This window comes from Streptomyces sp. NPDC005070, assembly GCF_053600395.1.
Window position 1 is genome coordinate 16,007 of the sequence record NZ_JBSFZS010000040.1, and the last position, 20,834, is coordinate 36,840.

Sequence of the window (20,834 nt, forward strand, 5' to 3'; positions counted from 1 at the left end):
GGCGTGCGGAGGGGCCGCCCGGGCAGGGCGGCCCCTCACGGCGATCAGTCGGCGAAGACGGCGCCGAACTGCGGGGTGCCCGACGTCGAGACGCCCGAGGCGCTCGGCGAGACGGTGCGGGAGCCGGTCGTGGTGATCTTGCTGCCGTTCGAGGGGAGATACGTGACCGCGCCGTTGCCGGCGTTCTCGTACGAGCCGACGATCAGGTCGGCGTGGCCGTCGCCGGTGACGTCGTCGAGCTTGACGTCCGCGCCGAACAGGTCGCTCTTCTCGTCGTTGCCGGGAACGCCCGCCGTGCTCTGCGCGAACGCCTGGGTGCCGGTGGAGACGTTGATGCCGGCCGCGGAGCCGTACAGGACGGTGACCATGCCGGTGTTGGTGACGCCGTCGATGTCCTCGTTCGGGGCCGAGACGACCAGGTCCTGGTAGCCGTCGCCGTTGACGTCGCCCATGTCCAGGTCCCAGCCGAAGGCGTCGCCCTTCTCCGAGGTACCCGGGACGCTGCCGCTGTTCTGCGTGACCCCGGTCGTGCCGGCCGGGCCGGACGCCGAGCCGTAGGTGATGTTCACCTTGCCGCCGTTGGCGGAGTCCGGGACGGGGGTGCCGTCGTTCAGGGTGGAGTCCCAGCCCGCGCCGCTGACGATGTCGCCGAAGCCGTCGCCGTTGATGTCGCCGATGCCGGTGACGATGCCGGGCTTGAGGGCCTTGGCGGACGCCACGCTCAGACCGCTCGCCGTTCCGGGCACGTAGTAGTTCGTGTTCCAGCCGTCGTCGGTCTGTGTCTCGAAGCCGTCGACGATCAGGTCGGTCCTGTGGTCGCCGTTCACGTCGCCCGCGGTCAGGCTGAGCGGGCCGTAGGGGTTGTCGTTGGTGCCCGACTGGATCGGGGGCTTGATCGTCGTCCGGGCGCCGGGGGTGCCGGCCGTGGTGAAGCCGCCCTTGTAGACGTAGATCGTGCTCGCCGAGCTGCCGACGGCGAGGTCGGCCTTGCCGTCGCCGTCGAAGTCGCCGGCGGCCAGGTCCTTGCCCCAGTAGTCGTGCGAGGAGGGGGCCGGGTCCGGGACGTCGACGCCCTTGCCGGTGAGACCGCTCGCGGAGCCCCAGAGGATGGCGAGGCCGCCGCCGTTGGTGTCGGTGCCGACCTTCTCCGAGGGGGAGGCGACGGCGAGGTCGTCGTACCCGTCACCGTTGAAGTCCGCGTACGCCGACTCGGCGCCGAAGGCGTCGCCGGCCTCGGCGGTGCCGGGCACGCCGGTGGTGTTCTGGCTGATCGTGGAGCGCTTGGCGGACGACACACCGGTCGTCGTGCCGTAGAGGGCGACGATCTGGCCGGCGCCCGCGTGGCCGCCGACGTAGGCGCCGTGGGCCGAGAGGGCCACATCGCCCTTGCCGTCGCCGTTGAAGTCGGCCTGCGGGACGGTGGTGGAGTCCGCGGCGGTCGCGGTCGCGGCCGAGAAGGTCAGAAGACCGCCCGTCAGAGCGGCGGCCGTCGCCGTCGCGAGGGCGAGACGCACGTGACGCGGGCGAAGCGGGTGACGCATGAGCATGCGGGATTCTCCTGCGGCATGCGGGGACGCTGGGCGCGCGTCCCCTGTCAATGGGGAGCCGACCGTCTGCGTTTGCCTGGAGTTGTACGGCAGTTCACCGACCGATCGACGAACAGGAGACCGCCGATGGCGGGCAAGGGTTGTACGTGAGTTCGGTTGTTTCCGCGGCCGGGCGCGAGGCGGACGAGGGCCCGGACACGGCGACACCCCCGTGCTCCGCGGAGCACGGGGGTGTCGGTCGTACCGATCCGGATCGGGCCGGTCGGCTGTGCCTGACGGCCGGGTCAGGCGGCTGTTCAGACAGTCGTGCCGGACGGTCGTCCGGACGGGCCGGGACGGCTACTTCACCGGTTCCGGTTCCGGCGCGCTCTCCGACTCGGCCGCGCCCGCCGGCGGCTCTTCCTCGACCGGCGTCCTGACGGATTCGAGCAGGAGCTGGGCGACGTCGACGACCTGGACGGACTCCTTGGCCTTGCCCTCGTTCTTCTTGCCGTTGACCGAGTCGGTCAGCATGACGAGGCAGAACGGGCAGGCGGTGGAGACGATGTCGGGGTTCAGCGACAGAGCCTCGTCGACACGCTCGTTGTTGATGCGCTTGCCGATCCGCTCCTCCATCCACATCCGCGCACCGCCGGCGCCGCAGCAGAAGCCGCGCTCCTTGTGGCGGTGCATCTCCTGCTGACGCAGGCCGGGGACGGCGGACATGATCTCGCGCGGGGGCGTGTAGACCTTGTTGTGGCGGCCCAGGTAGCACGGGTCGTGGTACGTGATCAGACCCTCGACCGGGGTCACCGGCAGCAGCTTGCCCTCGTCGATGAGGTGCTGGAGCAGCTGGGTGTGGTGGATGACCTCGTAGTCGCCGCCGAGCTGCGGGTACTCGTTGCCGATGGTGTTGAGGCAGTGCGGGCAGGTGGCGACGATCTTCTTCGCCGACCGCGGCTTCTTGGTGGACTCGTCCTCGTCGTCCTCGCCGAAGGCCATGTTCAGCGCCGCGACGTTCTCCATGCCGAGCTCCTGGAACAGGGGCTCGTTGCCGAGGCGGCGGGCGGAGTCACCGGTGCACTTCTCGTCGCCGCCCATGATCGCGAACGTGACGCCCGCCATGTGCAGCAGCTCCGCGAAGGCCTTCGTGGTCTTCTTGGCCCGGTCCTCCAGGGCGCCGGCGCAGCCGACCCAGTAGAGGTACTCGATCTCGGAGAGGTCCTCGATGTCGCGGCCGACGACGGGGATCTCGAAGTCGACCTCCTTGGTCCACTCGAGGCGCTGCTTCTTGGCCAGACCCCAGGGGTTGCCCTTCTTCTCCAGGTTCTTGAGCATCGTGCCCGCCTCGGACGGGAACGCGCTCTCGATCATCACCTGGTAGCGGCGCATGTCGACGATGTGGTCGATGTGCTCGATGTCGACCGGGCACTGCTCGACGCAGGCGCCGCAGGTGGTGCAGGACCACAGGACGTCGGGGTCGATGACGCCGTTCTCTTCCGCGGTGCCGATCAGCGGGCGCTCGGCCTCGGCGAGGGCGGCCGCGGGAACGTCCTTGAGCTGCTCCTCGGACGCCTTCTCCTCGCCCTCCGCGGTCTTGCCGCCGCCGGCCAGCAGGTACGGGGCCTTGGCGTGCGCGTGGTCGCGCAGCGACATGATCAGGAGCTTGGGGGAGAGCGGCTTGCCCGTGTTCCAGGCGGGGCACTGCGACTGGCAGCGGCCGCACTCGGTGCAGGTGGAGAAGTCGAGCAGGCCCTTCCAGGAGAACTGCTCGACCTGGGAGACACCGAAGACGTCGTCCTCACCGGGGTCGGTGAAGTCGATGGCCTTGCCGCCGGAGGTCATCGGCTGGAGGCCGCCGAGGGCGGTCCCGCCGGTCGCCTCGCGCTTGAACCAGATGTTCGGGAACGCCAGGAAGCGGTGCCAGGCCACGCCCATGTTGGTGTTGAGCGAGACCACGATCATCCAGATGAACGAGGTGCTGATCTTCACCATGGCGGTGAGGTAGATCAGGTTCTGCAGGGTGGCGACGCCGAGCCCCTTGAAGGCCAGGACCAGCGGGTACGAGGCGAAGTACGCGGCCTCGTAGTGCTCCACGTGGTGGATGGCGCCCTCGAGACCGCGCAGCACGTAGATGGCGAGGCCGATGGTGAGGATGACGTACTCGACGAAGTACGCCTGGCCGGCCTTGGAACCCGCGAAGCGGGACTTGCGGCCCGGGCGGGACGGCAGGTTCAGCAGGCGGATCGCGATGAGCACGGCGATGCCGAGGATCGTCATCACGCCGATGAACTCGATGTACAGCTCGAACGGCAGGAAGCCGCCGATGACCGGCAGCGTCCAGTCGGCCTGGAAGAGCTGGCCGAAGGCCTGGGCGAGGGTCGGCGGCAGGGTAAGGAAGCCGATCGCCACGAACCAGTGGGCGAAGCCCACGATGCCCCAGCGGTTCATCCGTGTGTGGCCGAGGAACTCCTTGACCAGCGTCACGCTGCGCGCGTAGGGGTTGTCGTTCCGGGTACCGGCCGGGACCGGCTGGCCCAGTTTGAAGTACCGGACGAACTGACCGATGGCGCGTGCGAGCAGCGCAACGCCGACCACGGTCAGGACCAGCGACACAATGATCGCGGCGAGTTGCATTCGGGGGCTCCTCGGGCCTGCGAGGTGTTCTCCGAGGGTGACCTCGAAGGTGATTACTAAGCGGTAACTTATGCAGTCCGTCTGAGACTACCCACTTCCTTCGCCGCACTGTAGTCAGCACCGCGGTGATCTGCGTCGCTGAGGGAAGCCTGAGCGGGCGCCCGGGACGCGGGCACACGGTGCGGTTCGCCCGGGGTCGACAGGACACGTAAACCCGATCGTGTTATTCACCCAATACTGTGACAACTACCCCTAAATTGGCGAGGTGCTGTACGGAATCACGGCCGCCACCGCCGCTCTGCTCCTGACCGCCACGCTCGTCGCGCTGCTGCGGTCGCTCTCCCTGCGCCTCTGCCCGGCCGGCGGGAGGGGGCTTCCCGCACGCCGGGCGAAACCGCGGGCCCCCGGGAAGGCCCGGCCGGTCCCGCTCCTCGGCGGGGTCGCCGTGGCCGCCGCGACGGCGCTCGTCGGCTGGGCCGGGGACTGGACCGGTGCCGCCCCGCTGGGGCCGGACACCGGCCGGCTGCTGGTCGCCGCGATCGCGATCGCCCTGCTCGGCCTGGCCGCCGATCTGCTGCCCGTACCCCCGGTGGTGTGCGGGGCGGGGGTCGCCGTCGCCGCCGCGCTCACCGCCCCCTACGACGAACTGGGCCTGCCCGCCGGACTGCTGGCGGTGGCCTGGACCGTCCTCGTCACGCACGCCTTCCGCTCGCTGGACCACGCCGACGGGGTGGTGGGAACGGTCGGTGTCATCACCGCGTTCGCCCTCAGCGGGTGTGCGGCAGCCGAGCTCATGGACGGGCTAGCGGCGCTGCTCAGCGTGCTGGCCGCCGCCCTCACGGGCTTCCTGATGCACGGATGGCCCCCGGCCCGGATCGCCCCGGGGCGGTGCGGGTCGCTGTTCGCCGGCTTCCTGCTGGCCTCCGCGGTCGTCCGGGTGCACGCCGAGCGGCCCGCCGTGCCCGGCCTGGCGGCAGCCTTCGCGCTGACGGCCGTGGCCACCGCGGACGCCGTCCTGGTCCTGGTGTCGCGGCGGCGTGCGGGGCGGCCGCTGCTGCGTCCGGCACCGGACCATCTGGTGCACCGGCTGCGGCGGGCGGGGCTCACTCCGCAGGGGGTCCTGGTCGTGACGGGTCTCGCGGCGTTCGCGGCTGCGCTCGTGGGGCTGTGCATCGACCTCGGATGGCTGGGGGCGGGAGCCGCCTGGTGGGTGGCCGGTGCCGTGGCGGCGGTCGCCGTCGTGGGGGCCGTACGTCCCGGGGTGCGCCCGCGCCGTGCTCATCCGCATGCGATCCCCGCCCCCGGGGGACCCGTCCCGAGGGTGCTCGGGCGTCCTGGGCGTCCCCGTCCGGAGGCTCCCGGGGCCGTAAAGGTTCACTGACACAGCGAGAAAACCGCAGGTCAAAGGCTCCATGCGTGTAAGGAACGGATAAGAGTTGAGCCCCCACGACTCAGGTCTGTTGACCGGGAGGCGGACGTCGTGCACACTTGAGTCCGTTCCACTCAAGTCATTGCTGGAGGAATCGAAATGGCACGTGCGGTCGGCATCGACCTGGGCACGACTAACTCCGTCGTCAGCGTTCTCGAAGGCGGCGAGCCCACCGTCATCACCAACGCCGAAGGCGCCAGGACCACGCCGTCCGTCGTCGCCTTCGCGAAGAACGGCGAAGTGCTCGTCGGCGAGGTCGCCAAGCGCCAGGCGGTGACCAACGTTGACCGGACCATCCGTTCGGTGAAGCGTCACATGGGCACCGACTGGAAGATCGAGCTCGACGGCAAGAGCTTCAACCCGCAGCAGATGAGCGCCTTCATCCTGCAGAAGCTGAAGCGCGACGCCGAGGCGTACCTGGGCGAGAAGGTGGCCGACGCGGTCATCACCGTCCCGGCGTACTTCAACGACTCCGAGCGCCAGGCGACGAAGGAAGCCGGTGAGATCGCCGGTCTCAACGTCCTTCGTATCGTCAACGAGCCCACCGCGGCCGCGCTCGCGTACGGCCTCGACAAGGACGACCAGACGATCCTCGTCTTCGACCTCGGTGGCGGCACCTTCGACGTGTCGCTCCTGGAGATCGGCGACGGCGTCGTCGAGGTGAAGGCCACCAACGGTGACAACCACCTCGGTGGTGACGACTGGGACCAGCGCGTCGTCGACTACCTGGTGCAGCAGTTCCGCTCCGGCCACGGCGTGGACCTCGCCAAGGACAAGATGGCGCTCCAGCGTCTGCGCGAGGCCGCCGAGAAGGCCAAGATCGAGCTGTCCTCGTCCACCGAGACCTCGATCAACCTGCCCTACATCACGGCTTCCGCCGAGGGCCCGCTGCACCTGGACGAGAAGCTCACGCGCGCCCAGTTCCAGCAGCTGACGGCCGACCTTCTGGAGCGCTGCAAGACGCCGTTCCACAACGTCATCAAGGACGCCGGCATCCAGCTCTCCGAGATCGACCACGTCGTTCTCGTCGGTGGCTCCACCCGCATGCCCGCCGTCGCCGAGCTCGTCAAGGAGCTGACCGGCGGCAACGAGGCCAACAAGGGCGTGAACCCGGACGAGGTCGTCGCCATCGGCGCCGCCCTCCAGGCCGGTGTCCTCAAGGGTGAGGTCAAGGACGTCCTGCTCCTCGACGTGACCCCGCTGTCCCTCGGTATCGAGACCAAGGGAGGGATCATGACCAAGCTCATCGAGCGCAACACCACGATCCCGACCAAGCGGTCCGAGATCTTCACGACGGCCGAGGACAACCAGCCGTCCGTGCAGATCCAGGTCTACCAGGGCGAGCGCGAGATCGCGGCGTACAACAAGAAGCTCGGTATGTTCGAGCTGACCGGTCTGCCGCCGGCCCCGCGCGGTGTCCCGCAGATCGAGGTCGCCTTCGACATCGACGCCAACGGCATCATGCACGTGACCGCGAAGGACCTCGGCACGGGCAAGGAGCAGAAGATGACCGTCACCGGCGGCTCCTCGCTGCCGAAGGACGAGGTCGACCGCATGCGCCAGGAGGCCGAGAAGTACGCGGAGGAGGACCACGCCCGCCGCGAGGCCGCCGAGACCCGCAACCAGGGCGAGCAGCTCGTCTACCAGACCGAGAAGTTCCTCAAGGACAACGAGGACAAGGTCCCGGGCGACATCAAGACCGAGGTCGAGGCCTCCATCGAGGAGCTGAAGGCCGCGCTCAAGGGCGAGGACAGCGCCGAGATCCGCACCGCCACCGAGAAGGTCGCCGCGGTCTCGCAGAAGCTCGGCCAGGCCATGTACGCCGACGCCCAGGCCTCCCAGGCCACCGGCGGCGATGCCCACGGCACCGAGGCCCCGAAGGCCGACGACGACGTCGTCGACGCCGAGATCGTCGACGAGGACCGCCGGGACGGTGCCGCGTGACGGAGGAGACCCCGGGCTTCGAAGAGCAGCCCGACGTCCCTTCCGGCGCCACCTCTGACGACGCCGAGCCGCAGACCGCCACCCCCTCTGCGGAGGGGGCGGCGGCCCCGGACGGGGACGCAGCAGCACAGTTGACCGGCCTGACGGCCCAGCTGGACCAGGCACGCATGGCGCTCTCGGAGCGCACCGCGGACCTCCAGCGGCTCCAGGCCGAGTTCCAGAACTACCGCCGCCGTGTCGAGCGCGACCGGATCGCGGTCAAGGAGGTCGCCGTTTCGAGCCTCCTGACCGAACTCCTGCCCGTGCTCGACGACATCGGCCGCGCGCGGGACCACGGCGAGCTCGTCGGCGGATTCAAGTCCGTCGCCGAATCGCTGGAGACCGTCGCGGCGAAGATGGGGCTCCAGCAGTTCGGCAAGGAGGGCGAGCCCTTCGACCCGACGATCCACGAGGCTCTGATGCACTCGTACGCACCGGACGTCACAGAGACGACGTGCGTGGCGATTCTGCAGCCGGGGTATCGCTTCGGCGAACGCACCATCCGCCCCGCGCGGGTGGCCGTCGCCGAACCGCAGCCCGGGGCGCAGACGGTCAAGGCCGAGGATTCGGCCGAGGCGGCGGACGACAAGGAGAGCGGTGGCCCGGACGAGGGCTGAGCTTGAACGGACGAGGAAGGAGGGACGTCGGGGATGAGCACCAAGGACTTCATCGAGAAGGACTTCTACAAGGTCCTCGGCGTCCCCAAGGACGCCACCGAGGCCGAGATCAAGAAGGCGTACCGGAAGCTCGCCCGCGAGTTCCACCCGGACGCCAACAAGGGCAACGCCAAGGCCGAGGAGCGCTTCAAGGAGATCTCCGAGGCGAACGACGTGCTCGGCGACCCCAAGAAGCGCAAGGACTACGACGAGGCACGCGCCCTCTTCGGCAACGGTGGCTTCCGGCCGGGTCCCGGCGCGGGCGGCGGCAACTTCAACTTCGACCTGGGCGACCTCTTCGGAGGCGGCGCCCAGGGCCAGGGAGCGGGAGGGGCCGGCGGCTTCGGCGGCGGCATAGGTGACGTCTTCGGGGGCCTGTTCAACCGCGGCGCCACCACGGGCACGCGTACGCAGCCCAGGCGCGGCCAGGACATCGACACCGAGGTCACTCTCTCCTTCACGGAGGCGGTGGACGGCGCGACCGTTCCGCTGCGCATGACCTCACAGGCGGCCTGCAAGGCCTGTTCGGGCACCGGCGACAAGAACGGCACACCGCGCGTGTGCCCGACCTGTGTCGGCACCGGGCAGGTGGCGCGGGGCTCCGGGGGCGGTTTCTCGCTCACGGATCCCTGCCCGGACTGCAAGGGCCGGGGCCTGATCGCGGAGCACCCCTGCATGGAGTGCGCGGGCAGCGGGCGGGCCAAGTCGTCCCGCACGATGCAGGTCCGGATTCCCGCGGGCGTCAGCGACAACCAGCGGATCCGGCTGCGGGGCAAGGGCGCGCCTGGCGAGCGGGGCGGCCCGGGCGGCGACCTGTACGTCACCGTCCATGTGGACGCCCACCCGGTCTTCGGCCGCAAGGACGACAACCTCACCGTCACCGTGCCCGTCACTTTCGCGGAGGCGGCGCTGGGCGGCGAGGTGAAGGTGCCGACGCTGGGCGGCCCGCCGGTGACGCTGAAGCTGCCGCCGGGCACGCCCAACGGACGGACCATGCGCGCCCGGGGCAGGGGTGCGGTCCGCAAGGACGGTACGCGGGGCGACCTCCTGGTCACCGTCGAGGTGACGGTCCCCCAGGACCTGTCCGGCAAGGCTCGTGACGCGCTGGAGGCGTATCGCGAGGCGACCGCGGGTGAGGATCCGCGGGCGGAGCTGTTCCAGGCCGCGAAGGGAGCATGACGGAGCCATGGACACGACCGGTCGTCGACGCAACCCCTATGAACTGACCGAGGAGACCCCGGTCTACGTCATCTCGGTGGCGGCCCAGCTCTCCGGGCTGCACCCGCAGACCCTGCGTCAGTACGACCGGCTCGGTCTGGTCTCTCCCGACCGCACCGCCGGCCGGGGCCGGCGCTACTCGGCCCGCGACATCGAACTGCTGCGCACCGTGCAGCAGTTGTCGCAGGACGAGGGCATCAACCTCGCCGGCATCAAGCGCATCATCGAGCTGGAGAACCAGGTGGCCGCGCTCCAGTCCCGCGTCGCGGAGCTGGAGTCGGCCCTGGACGGCGCGGCGGTCGCCATGCAGCAGCGCGAGGCCGCCGTGCACGCCTCCTACCGGCGTGACCTGGTCCCGTACCAGGAGGTCCAGCAGACGAGCGCCCTGGTGGTATGGCGTCCCAAGCGGACGTCCGAGTAGTTTCCGCGCTCACCCGAAGGGGCCCGCCGGTTCACCCGAACCGGCGGGCCCCTTCGCGTGCGGTCGGGCGTTCAGCGGTTGACCATCACCTCGACGGAGGCGGCCTGCTCGCCCGTCCGGCCGTAGGCGTCCACGGCGCGTGCGGAGACCGTGCAGGGGCCCGTGTACCGCGGGGTCCAGGAGAGGGTGTCCGACGCGGTGAACAGGGTGCCGCTGAAGCCGCACGCGCCGGAGACGTCCCACGCGTACCCCTTCAGCAGCCGTGCCTCGTCACCGGTCCCGGGCCGCACCCCGACGCTGATCGGGAAGCGGGTTCCGCCTTCGGAGACCACGGTCAGCCGCGGCGCGGCGGGACCGGTGGCGGTGGCCGGCGTCAGACGGTCGACGGTGGTCGGGGCCGAGGGGCTCGACTCGGCTCCTCCGCCGTCGACCGAGACGACGTAGTAGTACGCGGTGCCCTTCGGGGCGGAGGTGTCGTCGTAGGAGACGGCGGTCGCCCCGGCGCTGCCCACCGGGATCCAGGCGCCCTGCGCGGACGTACGGCGGTAGACGTGGAATCCGGTGACCATCGCGTCGGGATCCTGCGCCGGGGTCCAGGAGACGCGGGTGGACGCGTCGCCGGGCGTGCCCAGGACCGAAGCCGGCACGGGGGCCGTGGAGTCCTCCGGGCGCACGAGCGTCACGCCGTCGGAGACGGGGGAGAGGTTCCCGGCGCCGTCGACGGCCTGCACGGTGTACCGGTAGCCGGTCCCCGGCTCGGCGACCGGGTCCGTGTACGAGGTCCCGAACACGGGCTGGGGCCCGTCGGGGTCGCTCTGCCCGGGCGGCGCGGCCCACACCTCGTAGTGGTCGACGTCGGCGGAAGAGGCCTGCCAGGTCAGGGCGTTGCCCGCGGTGGTGCCCTGGCCCGACAGGCCGGTGACGCGTGCCGGCGCCGTCCGGTCGGCGGTGGTCACCGGGCGGTCCGTCGTGCCCGCGGACTCGTTGCCCGCCCTGTCGTGGGCGCGGACCTCGTAGTAATAGGTGGCGCCGGTCGCCGGGAGGGACGTGTCGGTGTACGAGGTGGCGGTCGTCTTGGTCCGCAGGGTCCACGCGCTGCTGCCCTTGAGGCGGCGGTAGACGCGGTAGTCGGCGAGGTCCATCTCCTGGTTCTTGGACCAGGAGACCTTCGCCCGGCCGGTCGCGGTGTCGTACGACGCCGAGGAACCCGTGGGGACGAGTGGCTTGATTTTGTCGGTACTGGCGGAAGTGACGGGTTTGTAGGCGAACGTGACGTTCGCCTTGCCTGTCCAGTTGACGAAATCGACGCGCAGTGTGTGTTTTCCGGACGGAATGCTCAGGTTGACCGTTTTTGACTGTGTGGCCGACACGTTCTTCCAGAGGTCGACTTTGCGTATGTCGTCCAGATAGACCCGTATTCCGTCCTGCGTGGTGACGGGCAGGGTGAAGGGGCCGCCCGAGCCGAAGTCGCGGGTCACCGTCCAGCGGACGCCGAAGTTGTCGGCGGGAAGTCCGGACGCGGGCGCGCCGGAACCCCAGTTCTGGTCGATCGCGGAGTCGCAGTCCGTCTTCTTCGGCGCGCCCGAGAAGGTGGTGTTCGCGTAGAACTGCCGCTTATAGGCGGGCGATGTGCAGTTGGTCACTGCGGAGGCGGTCGTGCCGGCTGCGGTGAGCAGCCCTCCCGCGGTGGCGAGCACGAGGGCCGAGGAGACGGCGCCCTTCGCGCCGGGGGCTCTGTGCATGTGTTCCTTCAGGTCCGCGGATCGTCAACAGCGGTTAAAAACCGTCGACGATCACGACTCCTGTGAACGGAAGTTGGTTGTACCTGTGAATGACAGAAGGTGAAGCTGAGGGGATCGGTCGATGGATGGGCGTAGTCTTTTCCCGTCGCGTTCACTTGTGGAACACGAAACGCCGTTGCCATCTCGTTAAGTGGTTACTCCTTGACGCTGAGGTGATCGCCGCGTTGGCTTTCAGCCACCTGGGTCGCAATGCTGCAACCTCGCCCGGAAGGCACCTGATGTGAAGACTCGTAACACCGGCCTCCGCCGTACCGTCATAGCCGTGGCCTCGTCCGCCACCGCCCTCACCCTTGCCGGATGCGGCGTGGCCGGCTTCGGCGGGGGCAGTAGCTCGGCCAGCGCCACGAAGGGCGACGACATCACGGTCGGCCTGCTCCTTCCGGAGAAGGCGAACACCCGTTACGAGAAGTTCGACTACCCGATCATCCGGGAGCAGGTGCAGAAGCTCACCGAGAAGAAGGGTGACGTCCTCTACCTGAACGCGGAGCAGGACGCCGCGAAGCAGCTCCGTCAGATGCAGCAGATGATCGACGACAAGGTCGACGTCATCCTCGTGGACGCGGTCGACTCGGTGACGATCGCCAAGGGCGTGCGCAAGGCCAAGGAGGCCGGGATCCCGGTCATCGCCTACGACCGCCTGGCGCAGGGCCCGATCGACGCGTACATCTCCTTCGACAACGAGCTGGTCGGCGAGACCCAGGGCAAGGCCCTCATCGCCGCGCTGGGCACCGAGTCGGCCTCGAAGAAGATCATCATGATGAACGGCTCGGTGACCGACCCGAACGCCGCGCAGTTCAAGGCGGGCGCCAAGTCCGAGCTCGAGGACAAGGTGATCATCGCCGCCCAGTACGACACCAAGGACTGGAACCCGGCCAACGCCAAGGCCAACATGGAGAAGTCCATCCAGGCCGTCGGGCTGAGCAACATCGCCGGTGTCTACGCCGCCAACGACGGCATCGCGGGCGCGGTCATCGACGCGTTCAAGACCGCGGGCGTCAGCAAGGTGCCGCCGGTCACCGGCCAGGACTCCGAGCTCATCGCCGTGCAGCGGATCATCAAGGGCGACCAGTACATGAGCGTGTACAAGTCGTACCCGCAGGAGGCCAACGCGGCCGCCGAGATGGCCGTCGCCCGGGTCCAGGGCCGCTCGATCGAGTTCGACGCGCTCACCCGCGACAAGGTCAGCAGCCCGACGAACAAGGACATCCCGTCCCAGCTCGTGCCCGTGGTGGCGCTCACCAAGGACAACATCCAGGACACGGTCGTCCAGGACGGCATCTACCCCGTCGGCAAGATCTGCACGGCGCCCTACAAGTCGCTCTGCGGTTCGCTCGGCATCAAGTAGTCGGCATCAAGTAGGACGCCCCGCCCGGCCGTCTCGGCACCGAGACGGCCGGGCGAGGACCAGCACGGTTCCGGCCCCGCCCGCGGGTGCGCGCCCCCAGCGCCCACCCCCGCCCGGGGCCGTTCCGCTGCCCCGGCCCGGGAGCCCCCTCGGCTGCCCCGGCCCCGGAAACCCCCTCGGCGGCCCTGCACGGCCCCTACGGCGGCGCTGTACGCCCGTCTCCCGCCCGCGCGCCCCGGCCCCTCACTCCGGCGTACCCGCTCCCTCCACGCCACCCCTCAGCGCCCGCACGCCCCTTCCGGGCATGATCGCCGGCCCGTGGCGGCCTACGGCGACCGCTACCGGGCGTTCGCGCAGGGGGTCGGTCGGTTGCGGGGGGTGTGAACTTTCCGGCGTCGCGGGTGGGGTGGCCTGGGTTCCGGTTCTGCGGGCGGGGCCGTGCCGGTGGGGCGGGCGGGGTGCGGGTGATCGTTCCAAGTGCCTGTTCGGTGAACCGAGTTGGGTCTTCGGGGCATGGGGCCGCGGAGAGGGCTCCGAGGGGTGTTCGGGGGACGGGGCAGGGGGTCTTCAGGTTGTTGCAAGGGGCGCGGAGGAGGTCAGGATGTATGGGGATGAGCCAGGGCGAACGGGCGCTCCTCGGCCGCGCAGCCTTGTTGCGATGCAGGACGCGTCCGCGCATAGTTGCGCTGCGGAGGACGCCCTGACGCGGGGCTCACGCCAGGGGTTGGAGCTGGAGCCAGGGGTGGGAGATGGCCGGGCACGGGACGGACAGGCATCCGCACGGCGCTGACCGGCTGTGCGATGCGGGCGACCGGGTGTACTCCCGGGCCGTGCGGCGGGGCCGGGTGCCCCGCGCGGACGCCGAGTCGGTGCCCTGCCTGCTGGAACTGGCGCTGTTGCACCCCGATCCGGACGACATGGGCTGGCTGGTGCCGACCTCGCCCCAGGAGGTCATGAACCGGCTCCTGCGCGGCGTCTACGAGGAAGTCAGCGCGAGCCAGGCGCGGGTGGGCGACGCGGTGTCGGCCTTCGAGTGGTACGCGGGCCTCGGCGGCCGGGTACGGGCACCGGCCGAAGGCGTGGCGATCAGGGTCCTCGACGGGCTGCCGCGCATCCACGCCGCCATGGACAAGGCCACCGAGGAGTGCACCCGTGAGGTCCTGACGGTGCAGCCGGGCGGCATCCGGCGCGAGGACGAACTCGTCGAGGGACTGCACCGGGCGCAGGAGATGCGCCGGCGCGGGGTACGGATGCGCGATCTGTACACGCACGTGGCCCGGCACGGCCAAGGCCTCCTGAACTACATGGAGTTGATGGGCGACGCCGCAGAGGCCCGTACCCTCGACGAGGTCGTGGAACGGCTCATCCTCTTCGACCGTACGGTCGCGTTCATCCCCGCCAACTCGGACCGCACGATCGCGCTGGAGCTGCGTCACCCGGCGCTGGTGGACTACCTGGTGACGGTCTTCGAGCGGCTGTGGCGCCTCGCGATCCCGCTGACCTCACCCATGCCGTCGACAGGCATCGAGGGCATCACCCACCGGGAGCGGTCCATCGCGGCGCTGCTGGCCGAGGGCCATCAGGACGCGGTCGTCGCGGAGCGCCTGGGCATCAGCGTGCGGACCTGCAGGGCGCACATCGCCAGGCTGTCGGAGACGCTGGGCGCGGCGAGCCGGACGCAGTTGGGCGTGCGGATCGCCCAGGCGGGTCTCGACGGGCCGCAGCGTTCTCCCGGACCCGAGCCGGTCGTCGTCGCCGAGGCCGCGTCGAAGGCCCCCGCCGTCCCCGACCGCGGTTCCCCGACCGGCCGTTGAGCGCGGCGGCCCGGGAGCGGCTTCCCGAGTCCGGCCGGGCCCGTCGGGCGGTTCGTCGCGGGCCGGCGTCACTCCCCTCCCTCGGGTTGGTCCAGAAGCCCCGACTGCGCGATCAGGAATCCGAGTTGGGCCCGGCTCCCGCTGCCGAGGGCGGAGGCCAGCTTGGCGATGTGGGCGCGGCAGGTGCGGACGTTCATGCCGAGGCGGCGGGCGATGGCCTCGTCCACATGCCCCTCGATGAGCAGTTTGGCGATCGAGCGCTGGACCCCGGTGATGCCGTTGGGGCCGACGTCGTTCGGGACGTCCTCGGTCAGCGGGACCGCCCGCTGCCAGAGCTGCTCGAAGACCTTGCTCAGGTACAGCACGAGTCCGGGGTGGCGGAGTTCGAGGGCGACCCGCCGGTCGTCGCTGGCCGGGATGAAGGCGACGGTCCGGTCGATGACGATCAGCCGCTCTATGAGCTCCTCGAGGGTACGGACCTGGATCCTGCCCCCGGATATGCGCTCCACGTACGCGAGCGTCCCCTGGCTGTGCCGCGCGGTGTGCTGGTACAGCGTGCGGATGCGCACCCCGCGGTCGGTGAGCGGCCGGTCGCGCTCCAGTGCCTGCATCAGGGCGTCGGCGGGCCGGCCGCCGCCCGGCTGGATCGTCAGCATCTCCGTCTGGCACTCGGCGGTGGCCGAATTGAGTGCCGCGTTGATGCGGTCGAATCCCTCGAGGACGGTGATGGCGTGGATACTCGCGGTGCTCTGTGTGCTGATCGCGATGAACGGGTCGAAGGAGTCGGTCAGTTCGATCGCGAGCCGGCGGCGTTCCTGGATCTCCCGTTCCAGGGGCTGCAGGCGCTGGGCGAGCGCGACCGACGGCGGGACGGGGCGCAGCCACTTCTCGTCGTCGGGGTCGGGATGAAGCAGTGCGAACTCCAAGAGGCAAGGGGCTGTTTCCACTTCGACCCGCGTGATGCGGCCGGAGTGCAACGCACTGGCGTAAAGGCGTGTTCCTTCGTCACACAACGTGGTGACAGCGTGGGGATGTGTCGGTTGTGAGTACTTTGTGGGCAAATCTCCACCCCCCAGGGTCCTGAACGTGCAGGAACATGATGCATCGCTGCTGTGGCATTGACGTGCCTGAATGAGCCATCGTCTTGTGACGACGGGGGAGAAGATTCCATCAAGTGAGGACGAAGCCGACTATGCGAGCGAGATTGCTTGGTTCAGTGCTTGCCGCAGTCTTCTCTGTCGCTGTGGCGTCCGGCTCCCTGGGGGCCTCGGGTCTTGATGCCGGGGGTGCCCGGAGTTGGGCCGGCCCGGACAGCGGTTGGACCAGCGTGAGGGCGACCGTGGCGGACAGCGGCTGGACCGCCGCCGAGGCCGTGCCGGGCGACAGCGGCTGGACCGACATCGAGGCCGCGGCGCTCCCGGGCGACAGCGGCTGGAACAGCGTGAAACTGACCCCGGCGGACAGTGGCTGGAACAGCGCCGAGGTCACGGCTCTGGGCGACAGCGGCTGGACGGTCATCTCCGCGAGCGCAGAAGCATGAGCATTCCTCCCGACGACCGTTCCTTCCGCCGAGAAATGGCCACGGCCTACCGGTCCGGCTGGCACTTCATCGACCTGGTCACCGCCATCCCCTACAGCGGTGACTCGCTGATGGTGACCGTCTTCGGAGAGCCCGTCGTCGTCACCCGCGACGACGACGAGGACGTACGGGCCTACCGGTGTCTGCGGCGGCCTCGGGGGGCGCCGCAGCCCGTCCGGTGCGCCATCCGGTATGGAATGATCTTCGTGAACCTCGATCAGCGCGACCACCAGCTCACCGGACCGGACATCCCGGACATCGAGACCATCGCAGCCACCCCCCGCAGTGCCTGACGCGATTCCCCCGTCGTAGTAGATCGCGCAGGTACTTCCCCCCGCAGCGGCGTCACCGTGACCTGAACACGGTGACGCCGCTGCAGTTTCCGGGGAAATCTCCGAGTTTCGGCCCGTACGCTCCGGGTTCGTGCGGCCCCGGCCCGTCCGCGCCCTGCCCGTCCGCTCCCGGGGCGCCGCCGGCCGCCGGATGCCCGTCGGCGGTCTCATCCGCGGCCCATCGCCGCCGTGAGTTCGATCTCGATCGCCACCCGGGACGGGTTCGGCGACGGCATGCGCTCGTAGCGCTCCGCGTAGCGCCGTACCGCCTCCGCGACGCGCTCCGGGTCCGTGGTGATCCGCGCCCGCCCCTCCAGCGTCGCCCAGCGCGCGCCGTCCACCTGGCAGACCGCCACCCGCGCCCCGTCCGGCCCGGCGGCCAGGACGTGGGCCACCTTCCTGCTCGACTTGTTCGTGATGACCCGAGCGAGACCGGCCTCGGGGTCGTATGTAACGCCGACGGGCACCACGTGCGGGCTTCCGTCGGGCCGCAGGGTGGTCAGCGTGCACAGTTGGCGCTCGCGCCAGAAGCTCAGATAGGCGGCGTCGGGCTGCCGGGGGTCCACCGGATGGGAAGCCATGGGGCCTGAATCTACGCCTGGTGGGCGTCCGATTTCCCGTCCTTGCAGCCTTGAGTGGAATAGACTCAACTTTGTGTACGCTGGACGAGTCAGGGATCTGTCGGACACCAGGAGGAGGAGAACGCGAACGTGGACGCCGAGCTGACCAACAGGAGCCGGGACGCGATCAACGCGGCCAGCAACCGCGCGGTGCGGGAGGGGCACCCGGACCTCACCCCCGCCCACCTGCTGCTCGCTCTGCTCGAGGGGCAGGACAACGAGAACCTCATCGATCTGCTGGCGGCCGTGGAGGCCGATCAGGCCTCGGTCCGCTCCGGCACCGAACGCGTGCTCGCCGGTCTGCCCAGCGTGACCGGCTCCACCGTCGCGCCCCCGCAGCCGAATCGCGAGACGCTCGCGGTCATCGCCGACGCCGCCGAGCGGGCCAAGGAGCTGGGCGACGAGTTCATCTCCACCGAGCACCTGCTCATCGGCATCGCCGCGAAGGGCGGGACGGTCGGCCACGTACTCTCCCAGCAGGGCGCCGGTGCGAAGAAGCTGCTGGACGCGTTCCAGAGGACACGGGGAGGGCGCCGGGTGACGACCGCGGATCCCGAGGGCCAGTACAAGGCGCTCGAAAAGTTCGGCACGGACTTCACCGCCGCGGCCCGCGAGGGCAGGCTCGACCCCGTCATCGGCCGGGACCACGAGATCCGCCGGGTGGTGCAGGTCCTGTCCCGCCGCACGAAGAACAACCCTGTCCTCATCGGCGAGCCCGGCGTCGGCAAGACCGCCGTCGTCGAGGGGCTCGCCCAGCGGATCGTGAAGGGCGACGTACCGGAGTCCCTGAAGAACAAGCGGCTGGTCTCGCTCGACCTGGGCGCGATGGTGGCCGGCGCGAAGTACCGGGGCGAGTTCGAGGAGCGCCTGAAGACCGTGCTCGCGGAGATCAAGGACTCCGACGGGCAGATCATCACCTTCATCGACGAGCTGCACACCGTCGTCGGCGCCGGAGCGGGCGGCGACTCCGCCATGGACGCCGGCAACATGCTCAAGCCCATGCTCGCCCGCGGTGAGCTGCGCATGGTCGGCGCGACCACGCTGGACGAGTACCGCGAGCGGATCGAGAAGGACCCCGCGCTGGAGCGGCGCTTCCAGCAGGTGCTGGTCGCCGAGCCGACCGTCGAGGACACCATCGCCATCCTGCGCGGACTCAAGGGACGCTACGAGGCGCACCACAAGGTCCAGATCGCCGACTCGGCGCTGGTGGCCGCCGCGAGCCTGTCCGACCGCTACATCACCTCCCGCTTCCTCCCCGACAAGGCCATCGACCTCGTCGACGAGGCGGCCTCACGGCTGCGGATGGAGATCGACTCCTCCCCGGTCGAGATCGACGAGCTCCAGCGCGTCGTCGACCGGCTGAAGATGGAGGAGCTGGCGATCGGCAAGGAGACGGACCCCGCCAGCAGGGAGCGCCTGGACAGGCTGCGCCGCGACCTCGCCGACAAGGAGGAGGAGCTGCGCGGTCTCAACGCCCGCTGGGAGAAGGAGAAGCAGTCCCTCAACCGCGTCGGTGAGCTGAAGGAGAAGCTCGACGAGCTGCGCGGTCAGGCCGAACGCGCTCAGCGCGACGGAGACTTCGACACCGCCTCCAAGCTGCTCTACGGCGAGATCCCCACCCTGGAAAGGGACTTGGAGGAAGCCTCGCAGGCCGAGGAGGAGGTCGCCAAGGACACCATGGTGAAGGAGGAGGTCGGACCGGACGACATCGCGGACGTCGTCGGCGCCTGGACCGGCATCCCCGCCGGCCGCCTCCTGGAGGGCGAGACACAGAAACTGCTGCGCATGGAGGAGGAGCTGGGCCGCCGTCTGATCGGCCAGAGCGAGGCCGTGGGGGCGGTGTCCGACGCCGTGCGGCGCACCCGCGCCGGGATCGCCGACCCGGACCGGCCCACCGGCTCCTTCCTCTTCCTCGGCCCGACGGGTGTCGGCAAGACCGAACTCGCCAAGGCGCTCGCCGACTTCCTCTTCGACGACGAGCGGGCGATGATCCGCATCGACATGTCGGAGTACGGCGAGAAGCACAGCGTGGCCCGGCTGGTCGGCGCGCCTCCCGGGTACGTCGGCTACGAGGAGGGCGGCCAGCTCACCGAGGCGGTGCGCCGCCGCCCGTACAGCGTGATCCTGCTCGACGAGGTGGAGAAGGCGCACCCGGAGGTCTTCGACATCCTGCTCCAGGTGCTGGACGACGGGCGGCTGACGGACGGTCAGGGCCGGACGGTCGACTTCCGCAACACCATCCTGATCCTCACCTCGAACCTGGGCAGCCAGTTCCTGAGCGGCCAGAGCCTGGCCGATCCGTCGGCCTCCGAGGAGGAGCGCAGACGGCAGGTCCTGGAGGTCGTCCGGGCGTCCTTCAAGCCGGAGTTCCTGAACCGGCTGGACGACCTCGTCGTCTTCTCCGCCCTCGACCAGCAGGAGCTGGAGCGCATCGCCCGCCTCCAGATCGACTCCCTGGCGCGGCGGCTCGCCGAGCGCCGGATCACCCTGGAGGTCACCGACGCGGCGCTGGCCTGGCTCGCCGAGGAGGGCAACGACCCGGCGTACGGAGCGCGCCCGCTGCGGCGCCTCGTCCAGACCGCCATCGGCGACCGGCTGGCCAAGGAGATCCTGGCGGGCGAGGTCAAGGACGGCGACACCGTCCGGGTGGACGCCTTCGGCGACGGCCTGATCGTGGGGCCGGCCACGGGCAAGACGTTGTAACCGGCATCTGAATCCGGCAGGGAGGGTCCGCGGCATGTCCGACGCGGGCCTTCCCCCTTTGCCGCGCCGATGCCCGGACGTGACCGGATCTTGTCAGCCACCGGAGGACAGGCCCCGCCAGAGGTTGCCACTCCCCTCCCCGCATGAGGGAGGATGGCAGCATCCGTACGAAGGGAAATACACGGTGAGCATCGACCCGTCCTCGATTCCGAATTTCGGGGGCCAGCCCGAGCCGCAGTCCGGCGGCCCCGCCGGCCCCGTGGTCCCGGATCAGGACCTCGTGAAGCAGCTCCTGGAGCAGATGGAGCTGAAGTACGTCGTCGACGACGAGGGTGACCTCGCGGCGCCGTGGGAGGAGTTCCGTACGTACTTCATGTTCCGCGGCGAGGGTGACCAGCAGGTCTTCTCGGTGCGGACGTTCTACGACCGGCCGCACCAGCTCGAGGAGAAGCCCACGCTCCTCGAGTCGATCGACGACTGGAACCGCCGCACGCTGTGGCCCAAGGTCTACAGCCACACTCACGACGACGGCACCGTCCGCCTGATCGGCGAGGCGCAGATGCTGATCGGCACCGGCGTCAGCCTGGAGCACTTCGTGTCCTCCACGGTGAGCTGGGTCCGCGCCGCCATCGAGTTCGACAAGTGGCTCGTCGAGCAGCTCGGCCTGGAGCAGGAGATCAACGAGACGGACAAGCCCGGGGACGACGAGGAAGAGTAGGCCCGTCCTACCGGCGGGGCCCGTCCTACCGGCGGCGCTCCGGGGCCGCCG

The 20,834-nt window shown here is 69.9% G+C and carries 16 protein-coding genes; 11 read left to right on the forward strand and 5 right to left on the reverse strand.

Annotated features, from left to right (window positions below; translation table 11 throughout):
- Positions 1 to 44: 44 nt before the first annotated feature.
- Positions 45 to 1,547, reverse strand: coding sequence for an FG-GAP and VCBS repeat-containing protein (locus ACWEBX_RS15940; RefSeq protein ID WP_451885442.1), 1,503 nt, complete (start codon positions 1,545 to 1,547; stop codon positions 45 to 47).
- A 339-nt stretch (positions 1,548 to 1,886) separates the two neighbouring features.
- Positions 1,887 to 4,163 (reverse strand): heterodisulfide reductase-related iron-sulfur binding cluster, encoded by a 2,277-nt coding sequence (locus tag ACWEBX_RS15945; RefSeq protein WP_451885443.1) that lies wholly within the window; start codon positions 4,161 to 4,163, stop codon positions 1,887 to 1,889.
- Positions 4,164 to 4,428: 265 nt separating this feature from the next.
- On the opposite strand from ACWEBX_RS15945, the gene ACWEBX_RS15950 reads away from it, so the two are divergent.
- The 5 genes from ACWEBX_RS15950 (at position 4,429) to ACWEBX_RS15970 (ending at position 9,870) form a co-directional block, all read left to right on the forward strand.
- Complete coding sequence (locus ACWEBX_RS15950) at positions 4,429 to 5,544, forward strand: MraY family glycosyltransferase (RefSeq protein ID WP_451885444.1); 1,116 nt, start codon at positions 4,429 to 4,431, stop codon at positions 5,542 to 5,544.
- A gap of 147 nt (positions 5,545 to 5,691) precedes the next feature.
- Positions 5,692 to 7,536 carry a molecular chaperone DnaK gene (gene dnaK / locus ACWEBX_RS15955; RefSeq protein ID WP_451885445.1) on the forward strand — a complete coding sequence of 615 codons (1,845 nt, stop codon included), beginning with the start codon at positions 5,692 to 5,694 and terminating at the stop codon, positions 7,534 to 7,536.
- Positions 7,533 to 8,192 carry a nucleotide exchange factor GrpE gene (gene grpE, locus ACWEBX_RS15960; RefSeq protein WP_451885446.1) on the forward strand — a complete coding sequence of 220 codons (660 nt, stop codon included), beginning with the start codon at positions 7,533 to 7,535 and terminating at the stop codon, positions 8,190 to 8,192. Before dnaK ends, grpE begins: the two co-directional genes overlap by 4 nt.
- A 33-nt stretch (positions 8,193 to 8,225) precedes the next feature.
- Entirely contained in the window at positions 8,226 to 9,410 is a 1,185-nt protein-coding gene (gene dnaJ, locus ACWEBX_RS15965; RefSeq protein WP_451885447.1) for a molecular chaperone DnaJ, read from the forward strand.
- 7 nt (positions 9,411 to 9,417) lie between these two features.
- The gene (locus ACWEBX_RS15970) at positions 9,418 to 9,870 is read left to right on the forward strand and encodes a heat shock protein transcriptional repressor HspR (protein ID WP_355762803.1); all 453 of its coding nucleotides are present in this window, start codon (positions 9,418 to 9,420) and stop codon (positions 9,868 to 9,870) included.
- Between the two features lie 71 nt (positions 9,871 to 9,941).
- Here ACWEBX_RS15970 and ACWEBX_RS15975 read toward each other — a convergent pair whose 3' ends face one another.
- Positions 9,942 to 11,612, reverse strand: a complete 1,671-nt coding sequence (locus ACWEBX_RS15975; RefSeq protein ID WP_451885448.1) for a fibronectin type III domain-containing protein — start codon at positions 11,610 to 11,612, stop codon at positions 9,942 to 9,944.
- Between the two features lie 322 nt (positions 11,613 to 11,934).
- On the opposite strand from ACWEBX_RS15975, the gene ACWEBX_RS15980 reads away from it, so the two are divergent.
- Both ACWEBX_RS15980 and ACWEBX_RS15985 read left to right on the forward strand, forming a co-directional pair.
- The gene (locus tag ACWEBX_RS15980; RefSeq protein WP_451885449.1) at positions 11,935 to 13,017 is read left to right on the forward strand and encodes a sugar ABC transporter substrate-binding protein; all 1,083 of its coding nucleotides are present in this window, start codon (positions 11,935 to 11,937) and stop codon (positions 13,015 to 13,017) included.
- Positions 13,018 to 13,766: 749 nt separating this feature from the next.
- Positions 13,767 to 14,831 (forward strand): LuxR C-terminal-related transcriptional regulator, encoded by a 1,065-nt coding sequence (locus tag ACWEBX_RS15985; protein WP_451885450.1) that lies wholly within the window; start codon positions 13,767 to 13,769, stop codon positions 14,829 to 14,831.
- Between the two features lie 68 nt (positions 14,832 to 14,899).
- On the opposite strand, the gene ACWEBX_RS15990 is transcribed toward ACWEBX_RS15985, so the two are convergent.
- Positions 14,900 to 15,892 carry a helix-turn-helix transcriptional regulator gene (locus ACWEBX_RS15990; RefSeq protein ID WP_451885451.1) on the reverse strand — a complete coding sequence of 331 codons (993 nt, stop codon included), beginning with the start codon at positions 15,890 to 15,892 and terminating at the stop codon, positions 14,900 to 14,902.
- Between the two features lie 266 nt (positions 15,893 to 16,158).
- Here ACWEBX_RS15990 and ACWEBX_RS15995 point away from each other — a divergent pair, with 266 nt between their 5' ends.
- Complete coding sequence (locus tag ACWEBX_RS15995; protein ID WP_451885452.1) at positions 16,159 to 16,371, forward strand: hypothetical protein; 213 nt, start codon at positions 16,159 to 16,161, stop codon at positions 16,369 to 16,371.
- On the forward strand, positions 16,368 to 16,703 hold the full coding sequence (locus ACWEBX_RS16000) for a hypothetical protein (RefSeq protein ID WP_451885453.1): 336 nt from the start codon (positions 16,368 to 16,370) through the stop codon (positions 16,701 to 16,703). The genes ACWEBX_RS15995 and ACWEBX_RS16000 overlap by 4 nt, the downstream gene beginning before the upstream one ends.
- A gap of 206 nt (positions 16,704 to 16,909) precedes the next feature.
- Here the strand turns inward: ACWEBX_RS16000 and ACWEBX_RS16005 are convergent, their stop codons facing one another.
- Positions 16,910 to 17,323, reverse strand: coding sequence for a pyridoxamine 5'-phosphate oxidase family protein (locus ACWEBX_RS16005; protein WP_451885454.1), 414 nt, complete (start codon positions 17,321 to 17,323; stop codon positions 16,910 to 16,912).
- Positions 17,324 to 17,452: 129 nt separating this feature from the next.
- On the opposite strand from ACWEBX_RS16005, the gene clpB reads away from it, so the two are divergent.
- Positions 17,453 to 20,065 (forward strand): ATP-dependent chaperone ClpB, encoded by a 2,613-nt coding sequence (gene clpB / locus ACWEBX_RS16010; RefSeq protein ID WP_451885455.1) that lies wholly within the window; start codon positions 17,453 to 17,455, stop codon positions 20,063 to 20,065.
- A 184-nt stretch (positions 20,066 to 20,249) separates the two neighbouring features.
- Entirely contained in the window at positions 20,250 to 20,783 is a 534-nt protein-coding gene (locus tag ACWEBX_RS16015) for a YbjN domain-containing protein (RefSeq protein ID WP_451885456.1), read from the forward strand.
- Positions 20,784 to 20,834 lie beyond the last annotated feature (51 nt).